General features: G+C 60.9%; 16 protein-coding genes, 1 tRNA gene and 2 pseudogenes. 12 read left to right on the top strand and 7 right to left on the bottom strand.

Going from position 1 to position 14,205, the window contains the following annotated elements:
- Nucleotides 1-6: 6 nt before the first annotated feature.
- Together PspCFBP13509_RS20450 and PspCFBP13509_RS20445 are read right to left on the bottom strand one after the other, a co-directional pair.
- Entirely contained in the window at nucleotides 7-180 is a 174-nt protein-coding gene (locus tag PspCFBP13509_RS20450) for a DUF3094 family protein (RefSeq protein ID WP_016976295.1), read from the bottom strand.
- A 53-nt stretch (nucleotides 181-233) separates the two neighbouring features.
- Nucleotides 234-863, bottom strand: coding sequence for a DUF1780 domain-containing protein (locus PspCFBP13509_RS20445; RefSeq protein WP_027604891.1), 630 nt, complete (start codon nucleotides 861-863; stop codon nucleotides 234-236).
- A gap of 104 nt (nucleotides 864-967) precedes the next feature.
- On the opposite strand from PspCFBP13509_RS20445, the gene PspCFBP13509_RS20440 reads away from it, so the two are divergent.
- The 3 genes from PspCFBP13509_RS20440 to PspCFBP13509_RS20430 all read left to right on the top strand — a co-directional run bounded on the left by PspCFBP13509_RS20440 (nucleotide 968) and on the right by PspCFBP13509_RS20430 (nucleotide 2,412).
- Nucleotides 968-1,435, top strand: coding sequence for an FAD/FMN-containing dehydrogenase (locus PspCFBP13509_RS20440; protein WP_065948455.1), 468 nt, complete (start codon nucleotides 968-970; stop codon nucleotides 1,433-1,435).
- Complete coding sequence (locus PspCFBP13509_RS20435) at nucleotides 1,432-2,121, top strand: energy-coupling factor ABC transporter permease (RefSeq protein WP_137212611.1); 690 nt, start codon at nucleotides 1,432-1,434, stop codon at nucleotides 2,119-2,121. Before PspCFBP13509_RS20440 ends, PspCFBP13509_RS20435 begins: the two co-directional genes overlap by 4 nt.
- 75 nt (nucleotides 2,122-2,196) lie before the next feature.
- Nucleotides 2,197-2,412 (top strand): hypothetical protein, encoded by a 216-nt coding sequence (locus tag PspCFBP13509_RS20430; protein ID WP_003171680.1) that lies wholly within the window; start codon nucleotides 2,197-2,199, stop codon nucleotides 2,410-2,412.
- Here PspCFBP13509_RS20430 and yacG read toward each other — a convergent pair.
- From yacG to PspCFBP13509_RS20410, 4 genes are read right to left on the bottom strand one after another with little or no spacing between them, the layout of a single operon-like run.
- On the bottom strand, nucleotides 2,409-2,609 hold the full coding sequence (gene yacG, locus PspCFBP13509_RS20425; RefSeq protein WP_065924082.1) for a DNA gyrase inhibitor YacG: 201 nt from the start codon (nucleotides 2,607-2,609) through the stop codon (nucleotides 2,409-2,411). The genes PspCFBP13509_RS20430 and yacG overlap by 4 nt on opposite strands.
- Nucleotides 2,606-3,229: a dephospho-CoA kinase gene (coaE, locus tag PspCFBP13509_RS20420; RefSeq protein WP_137212610.1), complete on the bottom strand. Its 624-nt coding sequence runs from the start codon at nucleotides 3,227-3,229 to the stop codon at nucleotides 2,606-2,608. Before coaE ends, yacG begins: the two co-directional genes overlap by 4 nt.
- Nucleotides 3,226-4,092, bottom strand: a complete 867-nt coding sequence (locus PspCFBP13509_RS20415; RefSeq protein ID WP_074843856.1) for a prepilin peptidase — start codon at nucleotides 4,090-4,092, stop codon at nucleotides 3,226-3,228. Before PspCFBP13509_RS20415 ends, coaE begins: the two co-directional genes overlap by 4 nt.
- On the bottom strand, nucleotides 4,089-5,297 hold the full coding sequence (locus tag PspCFBP13509_RS20410; protein ID WP_137212609.1) for a type II secretion system F family protein: 1,209 nt from the start codon (nucleotides 5,295-5,297) through the stop codon (nucleotides 4,089-4,091). Before PspCFBP13509_RS20410 ends, PspCFBP13509_RS20415 begins: the two co-directional genes overlap by 4 nt.
- 202 nt (nucleotides 5,298-5,499) lie before the next feature.
- Between PspCFBP13509_RS20410 and PspCFBP13509_RS20405 the strand changes: the two genes are divergently transcribed.
- The 5 genes and pseudogenes from PspCFBP13509_RS20405 to PspCFBP13509_RS32025 form a co-directional block, all read left to right on the top strand.
- Complete coding sequence (locus PspCFBP13509_RS20405) at nucleotides 5,500-5,910, top strand: pilin (RefSeq protein ID WP_065924109.1); 411 nt, start codon at nucleotides 5,500-5,502, stop codon at nucleotides 5,908-5,910.
- 35 nt (nucleotides 5,911-5,945) lie between these two features.
- Nucleotides 5,946-7,346 (top strand): O-antigen ligase family protein, encoded by a 1,401-nt coding sequence (locus PspCFBP13509_RS20400; RefSeq protein ID WP_065924086.1) that lies wholly within the window; start codon nucleotides 5,946-5,948, stop codon nucleotides 7,344-7,346.
- Nucleotides 7,347-7,394: 48 nt separating this feature from the next.
- Nucleotides 7,395-7,467, top strand: a tRNA-Thr gene (locus tag PspCFBP13509_RS20395).
- A gap of 164 nt (nucleotides 7,468-7,631) precedes the next feature.
- Complete coding sequence (locus PspCFBP13509_RS20390; protein ID WP_027604882.1) at nucleotides 7,632-7,937, top strand: DUF6388 family protein; 306 nt, start codon at nucleotides 7,632-7,634, stop codon at nucleotides 7,935-7,937.
- A gap of 21 nt (nucleotides 7,938-7,958) precedes the next feature.
- Nucleotides 7,959-8,048, top strand: a pseudogene (locus tag PspCFBP13509_RS32025) (outer membrane lipoprotein carrier protein LolA); the annotation flags it as partial.
- 7 nt (nucleotides 8,049-8,055) lie between these two features.
- On the opposite strand, the gene nadC reads toward PspCFBP13509_RS32025, so the two are convergent.
- Nucleotides 8,056-8,904: a carboxylating nicotinate-nucleotide diphosphorylase gene (gene nadC / locus PspCFBP13509_RS20385; protein ID WP_137212608.1), complete on the bottom strand. Its 849-nt coding sequence runs from the start codon at nucleotides 8,902-8,904 to the stop codon at nucleotides 8,056-8,058.
- 244 nt (nucleotides 8,905-9,148) lie between these two features.
- On the opposite strand from nadC, the gene PspCFBP13509_RS20380 reads away from it, so the two are divergent.
- The 4 genes and pseudogenes from PspCFBP13509_RS20380 to PspCFBP13509_RS32225 form a co-directional block, all read left to right on the top strand.
- Entirely contained in the window at nucleotides 9,149-11,299 is a 2,151-nt protein-coding gene (locus PspCFBP13509_RS20380) for a DUF1631 domain-containing protein (protein WP_137212607.1), read from the top strand.
- A gap of 61 nt (nucleotides 11,300-11,360) precedes the next feature.
- Nucleotides 11,361-11,924, top strand: coding sequence for a 1,6-anhydro-N-acetylmuramyl-L-alanine amidase AmpD (ampD, locus tag PspCFBP13509_RS20375; RefSeq protein ID WP_065924088.1), 564 nt, complete (start codon nucleotides 11,361-11,363; stop codon nucleotides 11,922-11,924).
- The gene (gene ampE, locus PspCFBP13509_RS20370; protein ID WP_137212606.1) at nucleotides 11,921-12,757 is read left to right on the top strand and encodes a regulatory signaling modulator protein AmpE; all 837 of its coding nucleotides are present in this window, start codon (nucleotides 11,921-11,923) and stop codon (nucleotides 12,755-12,757) included. Before ampD ends, ampE begins: the two co-directional genes overlap by 4 nt.
- 214 nt (nucleotides 12,758-12,971) lie before the next feature.
- A pseudogene (locus PspCFBP13509_RS32225) lies at nucleotides 12,972-14,111 on the top strand (HAMP domain-containing protein); the annotation flags it as partial.
- Nucleotides 14,112-14,205: the final 94 nt, after the last annotated feature.

Below are 14,205 nucleotides of genomic sequence, written 5' to 3'. Positions count from 1 at the left end.
GGCAGCTCATAGCGTCAGGTAACTCAAAAGGCGGCTGAGCAGGCCGAGCCCGATCACCACCACCAGCACCACACCAAGGAGCAGCCACGGCCGGAAAGGCTTGCGCTCGACTCGGTTCTGGGAGAGTTGCAGGTACTCTTCGACATGCTGTTGGTCGTCGGGGTTCAGGCGGCTGGTCATATAAGGCCTCGTCAGGTAGACGTTGCAAAAGGGCGCCACGTTACAGTGGGGGATCAGAGGCTGATGCCCACATCGAACACTATGCTGCGCCCCAGGTTGTTGCGCAAGAAATCCGGCGCGTCCGGGTGGGCGAACAGCACCCGGGCAAATGTCGGCCCCACCAGCGACAGCGAGCGCCAGCCCTGGCGCAAGTATTCGGTGGGTGGGGGGAAGTGGCTGTTGAGGTCGAGCACTTCGCGCTTGAGGCTGGTGAACGCGACGATATCCAATTCGCCCAGGTCCATCCCGCGCTCTTTGTAGTTATGGGCCTTCTTGCGCAACGTGGGCGCCAGTCGCAGCAGGAATTCATGGGCGGGGATACGCCGCGGCTTGGCTTCGCGCCGCACCAGCTGGCTCAGGGAGAATGCACTGCGTCGACGCAACAGCTCGTCACGCCATTCGTCGTTCAGGCGGCGCCCTTCATCGAGTACGAAAAACACCTCGAAACTGGCATCGCGAAACAACACATCGGGCGGTTCTTGCCCGGCGGGGTGAAACTCTTCGGCGCGGTAGGGCACATTCAAGCCTTGCAACAGGCGCTGGCAGACCCAACGCTCACGCTCCCATTTGCGGGCATTGGACAGGAACGCATTGGCTTGTTCGGCTGCTACGGTGAGCAGGCGCAAATAATCTGAGTCATCCATGCCTGCAGCTTAGCGTCCAAATGATGACCGCAGGAAGTCCTGCTGCAAAAGCCAGGGTGTAGACTGGCCTTTCAAGCGTAATTCCCCCGAATGAGGAGCGTGCAGTGAAGTGTCTGGTGGTGCTGTTGCTGAGTCTTTTGCCGGTATGGGCACAGGCTGTTGAAGTGGGCGAACGCCTCGCTCCCTGGACCTTGCTCGATCAATTCGACCAAGCCTATACCCTCGATAACCAGGCACGGATTCTGTTGGTGGCGCGCAGCATGGACGCGGCCAAGCTGGTCGACGCGGCGCTGCAAGGCCAACCTGCAGGCTACCTCGAAGCGCGGCATGCCGTGTTCGTCGCTGACATCCAGCGCATGCCTCGACTGATCGCCAAATTGTTTGCGGTGCCGGCCATGCAATCCTACAACTACCGCGTCATGCTGGACCGTGACGCACGTATCGCCCCGCGTTATCCCGCGGCGGCGGATAAAGTGCTGTGGCTGCAGTTGGATCACGGTACGTTGGTTTCTCAACATGAATACGGCACTGCTGCCGAACTGCGCCAGGCCCTGGAGCAGGTGAAGCCGTGATCAGTGCCGCAGTGCTGGCGCCCACAACCCTCGGCATCGGCTGGCTGTTGTATGCACCGGTACTGCTGTGGGCGATCCTGCGTTCGCCCTGGGTCGAGTTGTTTGCCGACCGGCGGCGCCAGCATTTGCTGTTCGGTACGGTGTTCGCACTGTTCATGTTGTGGCTGGTACGACGGGATTTCGATACCGGCGTGTCCTACCACTTTATCGGTATGACCGCCGTAACCCTGCTGGTGGATTGGCCCCTGGCTATCGTCGGTGGTTTTGCCGCCCAGTTCGGGTTAATGCTGCTTGGGCGCCAGGACCTGGCAGCCCTTGGCATCAATGGCCTGCTGCTGGTCGTGCTGCCGGTGCTGGTCACCGAAGGCTGTGCGCTTGTGGTCGAGCGAGCGCAGCCGCGCAATCCCTTCGTGTATATCTTCTGCTCCGGTTTTTTTGCTGCCGCGTTGTCGGCCTTGTTTTGCCTGCTGCTGGGGCTGGGGTTGCTGTGGTTCGACGGTCGTTTTGCCATGCCGGAATGGCTGGAGGATTTCGTTGGCTACCTGTGGCTGATCATCTTCCCCGAAGCCTTTATCAACGGCATGGTGATCAGCGCCCTGGTGGTGTTTTGTCCGGAATGGCTGGAGACATTCAACCGCACACGCTACCTCTCGGCGCCCTGGAAGGATGACGAATCGCAGCGTTGACCCAGATCAAATCCCGCGCAGCCGAGCAGGCCCATGCTCTGCGAAATTTTCCTAGGCAAGGCGGGAGCACGAATCATGAGTGTGTACGAGTGGGCACGGCAGGAGTTGCGCAGAAGCCAGGATGCGGCACAGGAAATCGGTTTCGACCCGGGCTTGACCCTGCGCGCCATGCTCAGCGCGGTGGTGCAGCAGAGCAAGGGCGTACGCAGTTTCGAAGACCTGGCCGACGAGCTGCAATACCTCGCAGAAAACCTCGACGACCAGCAGGAATACGCCTTTATGCGGCCTTAGTGGCGCGGCGGCAAGTCTTCGGAAAACAGCTCGTCTTCGGCATCCGGGGCCACGGGAATCTTGTGTTCCTCGGCGGCCCACGCGCCCAGGTCGATGAGTTTGCAACGGTCCGAGCAGAACGGCCGGTTGGGGTAGGCTGCATTCCATTCCACGGGTGCACCGCAGGTTGGGCAGTCGACGGTCAAGGGTTGGCTCATGATCGGCCTCCACGCAAAGTTAGGTAAAAGTGGTGCAGTCGCTCGACCTCGCTGTGCAGCCAGGCGAGATCCTGGTCATTGACCAGCACGTCATCGGCATGGTTCAGGCGGTCTTCACGGCTGGACTGTGCCTTGAGAATTGCCTGAACCTGTTGTTCGCTGATGCCGTCGCGCTGCAGGGTACGCTGAATTTGCAGCGATTGCGGCACGTCGATCACCAGGATGCGCTGGGTCATGCTGTACTGGCCGGATTCGATCAGCAGCGGGGACACCAGGATCGCGTAAGGCGAGCGGGCGCGAGCCAGGTGACCGCGAATCTCCTCGCCAATCAACGGGTGCAGCAAGGCTTCCAGCCAGCGGCGCTCTTCGGGCACCTCAAAGATCAGCTTGCGCAACGCGGCGCGGTCCAACTGGCCGTCGGGCTGCAATACGCCAGCACCAAAATGCTCGGCGATGCGGGCCAGCGCCGGCCGGCCGGGTTCGACCACCCAGCGCGCGGCGTGATCGGCGTCCACCAGGTCAATGCCCAGGTCGATAAAGTGCTGGGCTGCCGCACTTTTACCGCTGCCGATGCCACCGGTGAGGCCGAGAATCCAAGGTGTTGTAACAGGAGTGGTCATCTGAAACCGACAGACTGCAAATAGAAGTCGGTTATTTGACCACCCCAGAGCAATGCAATCCAGCCGGCAATTGCCAGATACGGACCAAACGGCATCGGCGTGGACGCCAGGGTCTTGCGCAGGCGCATCAGGATCAACCCGACAAACACCCCTACCAGCGACGACATCAACAGTGTCATCGGCAATATCTGCCAGCCGCCCCAGGCGCCGAGCAAGGCCAGCAACTTGAAATCACCGTGGCCCATGCCGTCTTTGCCGGTGACCAGCTTGAACAGCCAGAACACGCTCCACAGGCTCATGTAGCCGATCACGGTGCCCCATAGTGCGTCGGGTAATGTCGTCAGTAATCCAAAGCTGTTGACGATCAGCCCCAGCCACAGCAATGGCAGCACCAGCACATCAGGCAGCAACTGGTGGTCTGCGTCGATCAGGCTCATTGCCAGCAACCCCCAACTCAACACCAGCACCGCTGCGGCCTGCCAGCCAAAGCCGAAATGCCAGGCAACCCAGGCCGAGATCAACCCACAGGCGAGTTCCGTGAAAGGGTAGCGGGGGCTGATGGCTCCCTGGCAATGGGCGCAGCGCCCCCTGAGCATCAGGTAGCTGAGCAGTGGGATATTTTCCCACGGCCGGATTGGATGATCACAGTGTGGGCAGCATGAGTTGGGGTGCATCAGGTTGTAGGTCGGCCCGCCAGGTTCGGCAGGCAAGCCGAGCACTTCATGGGCCTGGTCACGCCATTCCCGTTCGAGCATTTTTGGCAGGCGCCAGACCAGCACGTTGAGGAAACTGCCGACGATCAGCCCCAGTACCAGCGCGATGGTGACAAAGGCCAATGGGTGCTCGTTCAACAGCAGGCTCAAAATGCACTCCCCAGCTGGAAGACCGGCAGGTACATGGCGATGACCAGCGCGCCGACGATGCCCCCCAGCACCACCATGATCAATGGCTCCATCAGGCTGGTGAGGTTGTCGACCTGGTTGTCCACGTCAGCCTCATAGTGGTTGGCGACCTTTTCCAGCATGTGTTCCAGGGTGCCTGACTCTTCGCCGATCGCCGTCAGTTGGATCGCCATGCCGGGAAACAGGCCGCTGTTGGCCATGGATTGATTCAGTTGCATGCCGTTGGATACATCGTGACGCATATGTTCGATTGCCTGTTTGAACGGGCCGTTTCCCACGGCGCCGGCGACTGAATCCAATGCCTGGACCAGTGGAACACCGGCGGCGAAGGTCGTGGAGAGCGTGCGGGCGTAGCGGGCCACGGCGGATTTTGTCAGCAGTTTGCCTGCCAGGGGCGCTTTCAACAAACCTGTGTCCAGCCAGTAGCGAAAGCCCGACGAAGCCCGATAGGCCTGGCGCAGCCCAGCGGCTCCCGCGACTATGCCCAATACCAGCATCCACCATGCGTGCTGCATGAACGCCGACAGGGCGATCACGTGCAAGGTAAATGCCGGCAGTTTGCCGTCGACTCCGGCGAACAGGGCCTGGAACTGCGGTACCACGTGGACCAGCAGTATGCCGGTGACCAGGCTGGCAACCACCAGGACAGCAATGGGGTAGGTCATGGCCTTTTTGATCCTGGCCTTGAGCTGTTCACTCTTTTCCCGGTGGATCGCCACCCTTTCCAGCAGTGTCTCAAGCGCCCCGGCCTGTTCGCCGGCGGCCACCAGGTTGCAGTACAACTCATCGAAATAACGCGGTTGTTTGCGTAATGCCTCAGCCAGGCTGCTGCCGGCGGCGATCGCCTGTTTAAGTCCCAGCACCTGCTCACGCACAGCGCGATTGTCGACGCCTTCGCTGATGATGTCGAAGGCTTGCAGGAGTGGAACCCCAGCCTTCAGCAACGTCGCCAGTTGGCGCGTGAACAGCGTGATGTCAGCCGCTTTGACTGATGGGGTGAGGCTTGGCGGCAGCGGGGATTGCTTGCGCACACGACCGGGGCTGATCCCTTGCTGGCGCAGTTGTGCCTTGACCAGGGCAGCGTTGTGCCCCTTGGTTTGCCCGGACACCCTGCGCCCTTTGCGGTTGATGCCTTCCCAGGCGTAAGTCGTTGAAGCGTTGTCCATGTCGCGGTTCCGCATACAGGCTGTCGAAGATTTATAGCTTAGTCAGGTGACGGATTCGGGCATGCCGATGGCGCGGGATAAAAATGTCAGAATGTGCGTCTTGAGCGCGATTGGCCGCTTGCGGGTGAGTACACTGGCGCCGTTGCAAAAACGGGGTGCAGGACGCGCCTTGTCATGAGTTCTATTCGGGAGAGTGAATGTGATACGTCAGAAAGGCTTTACCTTGATCGAGTTGTTGATCGTCGTGGCAATCATCGGCATTTTGGCCACCATCGGCCTGCCCATGTACACCACCCACCAGGCCAAGGCCAAGTTCACTGCCGGCCTGGCTGAAATTGCCGCGTTGAAGGCTGGTTACGAAGACACCATGAACCAGGGCACCGTACCTACCGTGGCCTTGATCGGCGGCACCAGCCCTACGGCCAACTGCAAGATCGACGTGGCAGGCGATGTGGCCACGGGGGCGGGCTCCATCAGCTGCGAAATACTCGACGCACCGGCACCGGTGCTGGGCAAGACCATCACCCTGGTCCGCAGCGCCGCCGGCTGGAAGTGCGCGACGACCGCTGAAGCGAAATATGCCAGCAAGGGCTGCGGCGCCGACGGCGCATAACTGCTAAACCATCCACAGGGAAGTAGAGGTGGCCGATGGTGTTATCCGTACAGCAGCGAGGCGGTGTTTTCCTGGTAGCAGCGGTGTGCCTGTTGAGTGTCGGCATCTGTGCACCGTTCGGCGGGCATGATCTACAGCGTGTCATGCAAATTGCCATCGGGTTTTGCGCGGTGCTGTATGGGTTGTCGGTTACCTCCACTGAACCCTGGGTAGACAGGCCCACTGCCTGGGGCGTGGTGCTGGTTGTGGTGCTGGGCCTGCTGTCCTCGGCGCTGGCCCATCAGCCGCTGTGGGCACTCACCGAAGTGGCGCTGTTTGTCAGCTGCGCGGCGATTGCCGTCGCCTTTGCCCTGCTTCGTCGTCACGGCGGCGAGCCTCTGGATCGCGTGCTGATCCTGGTTGTGGTGTTGCTGTGCCTGATCAAGTCGCTCCAGTATCTGTATGCCGGTACGCTGGCGTTCACCAGCGGCGAGCGCATGCTGGATCCTGACCGACTGCTCTCCGGCTTTTCCAACAAGCGTTTCTACGGACAGTTTCAGACATTTACCTTGCCATTGCTGGCGCTGCCTTTGCTGATACCCAATGTCTCCCGCGCCTTGCGGGGGATGGTGTTTGCGTTGCTGTGTGTCTGGTGGCTGATAGCAATCAGCGGCGGTACGCGGGGTACCTGGCTTGGCATGGGCGTGGCGGGCGTGGTGTTGGCGCTGCTTGGGCCATGGGGGCGTCGCTGGCTGGGCTGGCAATTGGTCGCGGTGTTGGTTGGGCTGTTGCTGTATTGGCTGATATTCACGGGGCTGGCGGATTACCTGGGGATTGAACTCACCAGTGATGCCGCGGATCGCCTCACCACTTCGCTGTCGGGACGGGGCCCGATCTGGTGGCAGGCGTGGCATATGCTCGTCGAGCGACCGTGGCTTGGTTACGGACCGATGCATTTTGCCGATATTGCCAACAGGATTGCCGCTCATCCCCATCAGGCGATCCTGCAATGGGCCAGCGAGTGGGGTGTACCCTCGGCGCTGTGCGTGGCGGTGTTGGCATGGCGAGGCGGCTGGACCACCTTGGCTGTGCTACGCGAGCGAGCGCTGTCCGCCGCGCGGGTTGACCTGCTGCGCTTGTGCCTGTTTGCGGCGTTGGTGGGGACGCTGGTGCAGGCCATGGTCGATGGCGTGATCGTGATGCCCAACTCCCAGGTCTGGTTGGCTCTGGTGGTGGGCTGGCTGATGGCGCTGCATGAGTTGCGCGTGCCAGCAAGCGCTGTGCTGCCGTTGGCGCGGAACCTATGGAAAGCCTTGGGTGTGTTGGCCGTTGGTCTGTTGGTATTTATCGCGGTGCGCGATGTGCCTCACCTCCAACAAGCCCAGCAGCAGTACCAGGACCGCAAAGGTAATTACCTGCAACCACGCTTCTGGGCTCAGGGGGTGATTGCTCGTTGAAGGGTGCAAGTTGCCGGGCGCCCGATGCGGTGCTAGCTTTAGTCCACCGCCCGTGTAGCTCAGTTGGTAGAGCAGCGCACTCGTAACGCGAAGGTCGCAGGTTCGATTCCTGTCTCGGGCAAAAAGGCGCTACTTTTTTAGCGGCAGTGCTTCAAAGGCAATGTTTTCAGATGATCCCAGAATGGTTCTGAAGGCCAGACGAGTTGGCACGTGTGCCCTCTCTTTTGTATCTGCGCAACCTTGATGACCCAGATGCATCCCCATTCCTCGATCTAAGAGAACGACATGACCACGACTGAAATGACCCAGGAAGTTCGGCATCAAGCAGCCCTCGAAAAATACCTTGAGGAATCGCCGCAGCTTAAAGAAGAGATCAAGGACCTGAGCGCCGATGATCAGCGCGACCAGATCCAGTGGGCGTTTGAGGACGAGGCCGAGAGCCAGGGCTTCCAGCCTTGGGAACTGACCCTCAAGTACACCTCGACGCCGGAAGAGTTCGAAGCGGCACGGCTGGCCTTGCACAAAGAGGCGGCCGAGGTGCTGGGTGTCGAATGGGAAGAATACTGCGAGATGAACGACCTGGTCGTTTAGACGCAGCTTGTAGGAGCGAGCTTGCTCGCGAAAATCGCTAACGATGACGCGGGCTGCCTGGTTCCCTGCGGCGTTCTCAGGTTTTTCGCGAGCAAGCTCGCTCCTACAGTTAAGGTGCTCAGATACTGAGGCGCATCGACAAATCCACCGCCTTCACATCCTTGGTCATCGCACCAATGGAGATGTAGTCCACCCCCGTCTCTGCGATAGGCAGCAGGGTGCTTTCATTGATCCCGCCGCTGGCTTCCAGCTTGGCCTTGCCGCCATTCAGGCGCACGGCTTCCCGCATGTCTTCCAGGCTCAATTCATCGAGCATGACGATGTCGGCGCCCGCCGCCAGCGCTTCGCGCAGTTCGTCCAGGCTCTCCACTTCAATTTCCACCGGCTTGCCGGGTGCGATCTTGTGGGCGGCGCTGATGGCCTGGGCAATCCCGCCGCTGGCAGCGATGTGGTTTTCCTTGATCAGGAACGCGTCATACAAACCGATACGGTGGTTGTGGCAGCCACCGCAGGTCACCGCGTACTTCTGCGCGAGGCGCAGGCCGGGCAGGGTTTTTCGAGTGTCCAGCAGCTTGACCTGGGTGCTGGCGACAAAATCCGCCAGGAACCGGGCGCGTGTGGCGATCCCGGAGAGTAACTGCAGGAAGTTCAAGGCAGAGCGCTCGCCACTGAGCAGCGAACGCGCCGGCCCCTCCAGATGGAACAGTGCCTGGTTGGGGCTGACGCGTTCGCCGTCGGCCACCTGCCAGTGCACGGCGACCCGTGGGTCCAGTTGGCGGAATACGGCATCCACCCACGCAGTGCCGGCGATGACGGCGGCGTCGCGGGTAATGATGGTGGCCGTGGCCAGCCGTTCGGCCGGGATCAACTGTGCGGTGATGTCGCCGCTGCCGATGTCTTCCAGGAGCGCGCGGCGCACGTTGGCTTCGATTTCGGCGGTGAGGTCGGCTAGACGGAGGTTCGGCATATCAGGCTCCACAAACAAAGTGTCCCGATTATAGGGGCAGCGTGCGTTTGAACCCAGGCTCACCACTCATTTACAGCGCAATGTCAGAGTTTGCTGGCGCAACGGCACTCATTTGCAAGATAATCTCGCGCCTTGCAATTGGCGTCATAGCTTTGACGTCCTGGTGATAACCGGTTATCCACAGCCTTATTGGGCCTGTACCCGATCTTTCCCCAACGCTTTACCGCCGTTTCAGGAGGCCAGGATGCACAATGACGGAAAGGTGGTGCCAATCAATAAGGCACAAGCCACGCCATCGCCGCTCGCGCGCCTGCCGGTGGTGCTGCTGCAGGTTCGCGACAAGGCGGCGCAGCAGTTGCAGCAGGGTTTACAGGAACTGTTCGATAACGCCGACGACACCTTGTTCGAAATGGCCGACAAGGCCCGCAACAACGTGGACCACCATATCTTCTTTGAAGCCATGCGCGACCTGCGCCTCAAGCGCAAGAATTTCGAGCGTGTGTTCATGGAGCGGCTGTTCGAAGCCTTTGGCAACCTGAGGCTGGCGGGCCGTGGTGAACTTCAGTTGGTGCCGGTGGTGTCCTATGACGCGGCCTCAGGCACGTCCAAGGATGACCTGGAAAAAGCCGTCGCGCTTGAAGCCATGCTGGGCCGGGTGCGCCACCGCGACGGCCTGGCGCTGTCGCAACTCACGGCACGCCTGAGTGTCTTGCTCGGCAATCGCCTGGACGACTGTGAAAACCCCCTGGGTCCGGCGCTGCTGTGCGAGTTTTTCCTGCGTGCCGGGCGTAGCCTGGGCGTGGAGATCCGCGTCAAGCTGATCATGCTCAAGCTGTTTGAAAAGTACGTACTCAGTGATGCTGACCAACTGTACGGTGAAGCCAATCAGCTGCTGGTCGCGACCGGCGTGTTGCCGGAACTCAAGGCCGCGCCGTCCCGCCGCCCCTGTGGCCGTGCCGCCCGTGATCATCAGCGTGAAGAGGTATTGCCGAGCACCGACCAACACGTCGACGAAAATGGCCAGCAAGCCTTCAGCGCCTTGCAGGCGCTGTTGACCGTCGTGCGTGGTAGCGTGTCGCCTACCCTTGAAGCCAGTGCCGAACCCCAGCCTATCGCCACCCGCGACCTGCTGCGGCTGTTATCCCACTTGCAGCAGTACGTCCCGGAGCCGGAAGCCGAGGATGATTTCGACCTGTGTAACCAACTCGAGCAGTTGCTTACCCGTGTCAGCGTCAAGAGTGGCAAGTCGCGGGTGGTGGAGGATGCGGATGAAGATGTGATCAACCTGATCGCCCTGCTGTTCGAATTCATCCTCAATGACCGCGCAGTGCCGGACGCCTTCAAGGCCTTGATCGGCCGCCTGCAGATCCCGATGCTGAAAGTGGCGGTGCTGGACAAGAGTTTTTTCAGTCGCCCCGGTCATCCGGCGCGGCGCCTGTTGAATGAAATCGCTACCACCGCCATGGGCTGGAGTCCGGTCGATGACTTCCAGCGCGACAGCCTGTACCTGCGCATAGAGCAGGTGGTTCAGCGTTTACTCAATGATTTTGTTGAAGACCCGGCGATTTTTTCCCAATTGCTGACTGAATTCACTGCGTTCACCGCCGATGAGCGTCGTCGCAGCGAATTGCTTGAACAGCACACCCGCCATGCTGAAGAAGGGCGCGTGCGCACAGAAGCGGCGCGGGCACGGGTGGCCGAGGTACTGAATCGACGGATGCTGGGCAAGGTTTTGCCGCAGGCGGTGGTGCAGTTCCTGCAACAGGCCTGGAGCCAGGTGCTGTTGCTGGCCAGCCTCAAGCACGGCGAGCAGTCGGTGCAATGGCAAGCAGGGCTGCGCACCATGGATGAGCTGATCTGGAGTGTCAGCCTGCCGGCAGACACTGAAGCCGGGGTGCACTTGCTGGAGCAGTTGCCCGGGTTGCTCAAGGCACTGCGCGACGGGTTGACCAGCGCTGCATTCGACTCCTTCAGCACCCGTGATTTTTTTGTGCGCTTGCAGACCCTGCATGTCCGGCCGCCAGAGGGGGGCGATGGATGGCTCGAAGTGCGTGAACCCTTCGTGTTCAGCGTACTGCCGCTCGATCCCGTCGAGGGCCTGCCGGAGGATGATCCGGACCTGGCCAAGGTGCACCAATTGCGAGTCGGTGACTGGATCGTGTTCCAGCAGGGCCCGGCAGGCACCCTGCGGTGCAAGCTGACGGCGATCATGGCGCCGGCCAACACCTACGTTTTCGTCGGCCGTACCGGGCTCAAGGTTCTGGAGAAAAGTGCGGGCCAACTGGCAATGGCGCTCAAACGTGGCGCGCTGCATCACCTCGACGACGAGCCGCTGTTCGAGCGGGCGCTGGCGGCGGTGGTGGGCAAGCTGCGTCAACTCAATCGCGGCAAGTGATCGCAACCACGGGGTCGAACGCGGCATACTGGTCACACTTAGTCACGTTCAAGGATCCTGTATGCAGTTGGACCCCGCCAGCGGCTGGTGCCAGGGCATTCGCCATTGCCCTTCACCCAACTTCAACGAGCGCCCGGCAGGCGAAATCTCACTGTTGGTGGTGCATAACATCAGCCTGCCACCCGCGCAGTTCGCTACCGGCAAAGTGCAGGAGTTTTTCCAGAATCGCCTGGACGTCACGGAACATCCCTACTTTGAAGGGATTGCCGACCTACGGGTGTCTGCGCATTTTCTGATTGAGCGCGATGGCACCGTGACGCAGTTTGTGTCCTGTATAGACCGGGCCTGGCATGCCGGGGTCTCGTGCTTCGAAGGGCGTGAGACGTGCAATGACTTTTCCTTGGGGATAGAGCTTGAGGGCACGGATGATTTGCCGTTCACCAACCCCCAGTATGTATCGCTGATCGACCTGACACGGCAGTTGCTGGCAGCCTACCCAGGTATTACGCCGCAACGTATTTGTGGCCATAGCGACATCGCTCCGGGGCGCAAGACCGATCCCGGCCCCGCTTTTGATTGGGCGCGCTTTCGCAGCGCCCTGCAGGATGGAGGACACGCACGATGAGTTTTCTGGTGTTGGTGTTGGCCGTGTGGATCGAGAAGTTCTCGGCCCTGCGCCAGCGGTTGCAGCGTGATGGCGGCTGGTTGCGCGAATTGGCCAAGTTGGAGTCGAGCCCGCGCATGGGCAAGCAGCCGTGGCTGATTCTGGTCCTGCTGGTGTTGCTGCCGGTGGCGTTGCTGGCGTTGTTGCTGCTGGTGCTGGAACCGGTGGCCTATGGTTTGTTGGCGCTGCCGGTGCACTTGCTGGTGGTGATCTACAGCCTGGGCCGTGGCGATCTATTGGCTGGGCTGGGGCCATTTCGCGATGCCTGGCGCCGTGGTGACCTGCAGGCGGCCGAACATGTGGCCGAGCGTGACCTGAAGTTGGGCGCCGACAGCGGCGAGCAACTGTTGGAGCGCGTCCAGGGCCATCTGTTGTGGCAGGCCTACCAGAGCTTCTTTGCCGTGATTTTCTGGTACTTCCTGTTGGGGCCGGTCGCCGCGCTGGCCTATCGACTGCTGGCGCTCGCCAGTGAGCACAGCCAGAACCCTCTGGTGGCTGAGCGCGCCGGGCAGCTGCGTCACGCGTTCGACTGGCTGCCGGTGCGCCTGCTGGCGGCCAGTTTTGCGCTGGTGGGCAACTTCGTCGCGGTCAGCCGTGTCATGCTCCACGAGTTGCTGAGCTGGGACATCAGCGCCGCGCAATTGGTGGAAAAAGTCGGCCTGGTCGCCGCTGAAATCCCACCGCCCGTAGTGGGTGCAGACGGTATCAACAGCCTGGATCGCCTGTGGGAACTGCTGCTGCGTGCGGCGGTGCTGTGGTATGCCGGGTTTGCGATCTGGACCGTGCTCCCCTGATTCCTGTGGTGAGCGGGCTTGCCCCGCGACGGGCTGCGCAGCAGCCCCCTGCCACCCTCACTCGTTAACTTTACGTTACAAAACTCCCTTTCAAATTGAGCTATACAGACAGAGCGCCAAATAGTGGCTTTCTGCCGCCGCCCTGCGCCTGAATAAAAATAAAACAAAGGGGAGGTCACCTGTGAAGAGCTTGCTCTATCCCGCCGTCGCGCTGATGAACCGTCTTAGCTTCGGCCTGAAGTTCAGCCTGATCAGCGTGCTGTTCCTGCTGCCGATGCTGGCCACCAACTATTACCTGGTGCGTGATTCCTGGCGCGAATTCCAGGGCACCCGTGTCGAGCTGCAAAGCCTGGATTTGCTCGGCAGCAGCCTGGTCCTGCGCCGTGACCTGGAAACCCTCAATAACCAGGTGCAGATCAACGCAACGCTCGGTCAGTCCGGCAAGGCCGCTGACCTTGAGGGCAAGATCAGCGCCTTGGAGCAGAGCGTGCTCGCCCGTCTGCAAGGCCTCAACCCGATGGCTGCCGAACCTGAGCAAATCGCTGCCTTTGAAGGTAAGCGTGACGAACTGATCACGGCCTTCCAGGCCCAGCAACAGGAAAGCTCGCTGCAGAGCAAAAGTGCGTTGATCGGCAAGTTGCTCAACAAGGCACAGATGCTCAGCCAGATCATTGCCAGCCAGTCCGGCTTGAGCCGCGACCCCCAGAGTGACTTGCGCCAGCTCAGCGAGCTGATCACCAGTGTCACCCCGCAGGTCACCCAGACCCTGGGAGAAGGCCGGGCGATGGGGGCCTACTCCCTGGGCCAGGGTTTTCTCAACTCATCTTCCAGTACCCGCTTCGACGAACTGCTGCAACAGTTGGAAAAGCTCCAGGGCGAATACGCCTTGAAATTGCAGGACGTCCTGGGCTCCAGCAACGCCGCGCACGCGGCGCTCGACAGCCTGGCCAAGGCCAGCAACGCCAGCCTCAAGCACGGCAGTGAATTGTTTGAAGAGCAGGTGGTGATGGCCGAAACCCTTGACGCGCCGTGGCAGGGTTTCTATGACAGCGTCAGCCAATTGATGGAGCACACCTATCAGCTCGATGACGCCACCCTGACGTTCCTCGGGCAGCAGCTGGAGCAGCGCCTGGCGCAGAACCGTACGCACATGGTGGTGCTGGTCTCGGCGCTGACGGCGGTGTTTTTGCTGATCTTCTACCTGTATGCAGGGTTCTACGCGTCTACGCGCACCACGTTACGGCGCCTGGGGGCGATGATGGACAAGGTGGCCGCCGGCGACATGACCGTTACCTTTGTTGCCCAAAGCCGCGATGAGTTGGGCGACCTCGGCCAAGTGTTCAACGGCACCGTGGCGAAAATCCATGATTTGATCGAGCGCGTCGGGCATACCGTCAGCCAGGTCGAGTTGCAGGCCGGCCAAGTGGAAACGGTCTCGGCCCGGAGCA

The organism is Pseudomonas sp. CFBP13509 (assembly GCF_005233485.1).
Taxonomy (GTDB): domain Bacteria; phylum Pseudomonadota; class Gammaproteobacteria; order Pseudomonadales; family Pseudomonadaceae; genus Aquipseudomonas; species Aquipseudomonas marginalis.
Note: the sequence above shows the minus strand (reverse complement) of the source record. Positions and strands in the feature narration are given on the sequence as shown.

Bases quoted from the DNA above. Each gene is read 5' to 3' on its own strand.
- yacG (WP_065924082.1), bottom strand. From the start codon at position 2,609: ATGAGCCAACCCTTGACCGTCGACTGCCCAACCTGCGGTGCACCCGTG.
- ampD (WP_065924088.1), top strand. From the start codon at position 11,361: ATGCAGTTGGACCCCGCCAGCGGCTGGTGCCAGGGCATTCGCCATTGC.
- nadC (WP_137212608.1), bottom strand. From the start codon at position 8,904: ATGCCGAACCTCCGTCTAGCCGACCTCACCGCCGAAATCGAAGCCAAC.
- PspCFBP13509_RS20410 (WP_137212609.1), bottom strand. From the start codon at position 5,297: ATGGACAACGCTTCAACGACTTACGCCTGGGAAGGCATCAACCGCAAA.
- PspCFBP13509_RS20400 (WP_065924086.1), top strand. From the start codon at position 5,946: ATGGTGTTATCCGTACAGCAGCGAGGCGGTGTTTTCCTGGTAGCAGCG.
- ampE (WP_137212606.1), top strand. From the start codon at position 11,921: ATGAGTTTTCTGGTGTTGGTGTTGGCCGTGTGGATCGAGAAGTTCTCG.
- PspCFBP13509_RS20380 (WP_137212607.1), top strand. From the start codon at position 9,149: ATGCACAATGACGGAAAGGTGGTGCCAATCAATAAGGCACAAGCCACG.
- PspCFBP13509_RS20430 (WP_003171680.1), top strand. From the start codon at position 2,197: ATGAGTGTGTACGAGTGGGCACGGCAGGAGTTGCGCAGAAGCCAGGAT.
- PspCFBP13509_RS20445 (WP_027604891.1), bottom strand. From the start codon at position 863: ATGGATGACTCAGATTATTTGCGCCTGCTCACCGTAGCAGCCGAACAA.
- PspCFBP13509_RS20390 (WP_027604882.1), top strand. From the start codon at position 7,632: ATGACCACGACTGAAATGACCCAGGAAGTTCGGCATCAAGCAGCCCTC.
- PspCFBP13509_RS20450 (WP_016976295.1), bottom strand. From the start codon at position 180: ATGACCAGCCGCCTGAACCCCGACGACCAACAGCATGTCGAAGAGTAC.
- coaE (WP_137212610.1), bottom strand. From the start codon at position 3,229: ATGACCACTCCTGTTACAACACCTTGGATTCTCGGCCTCACCGGTGGC.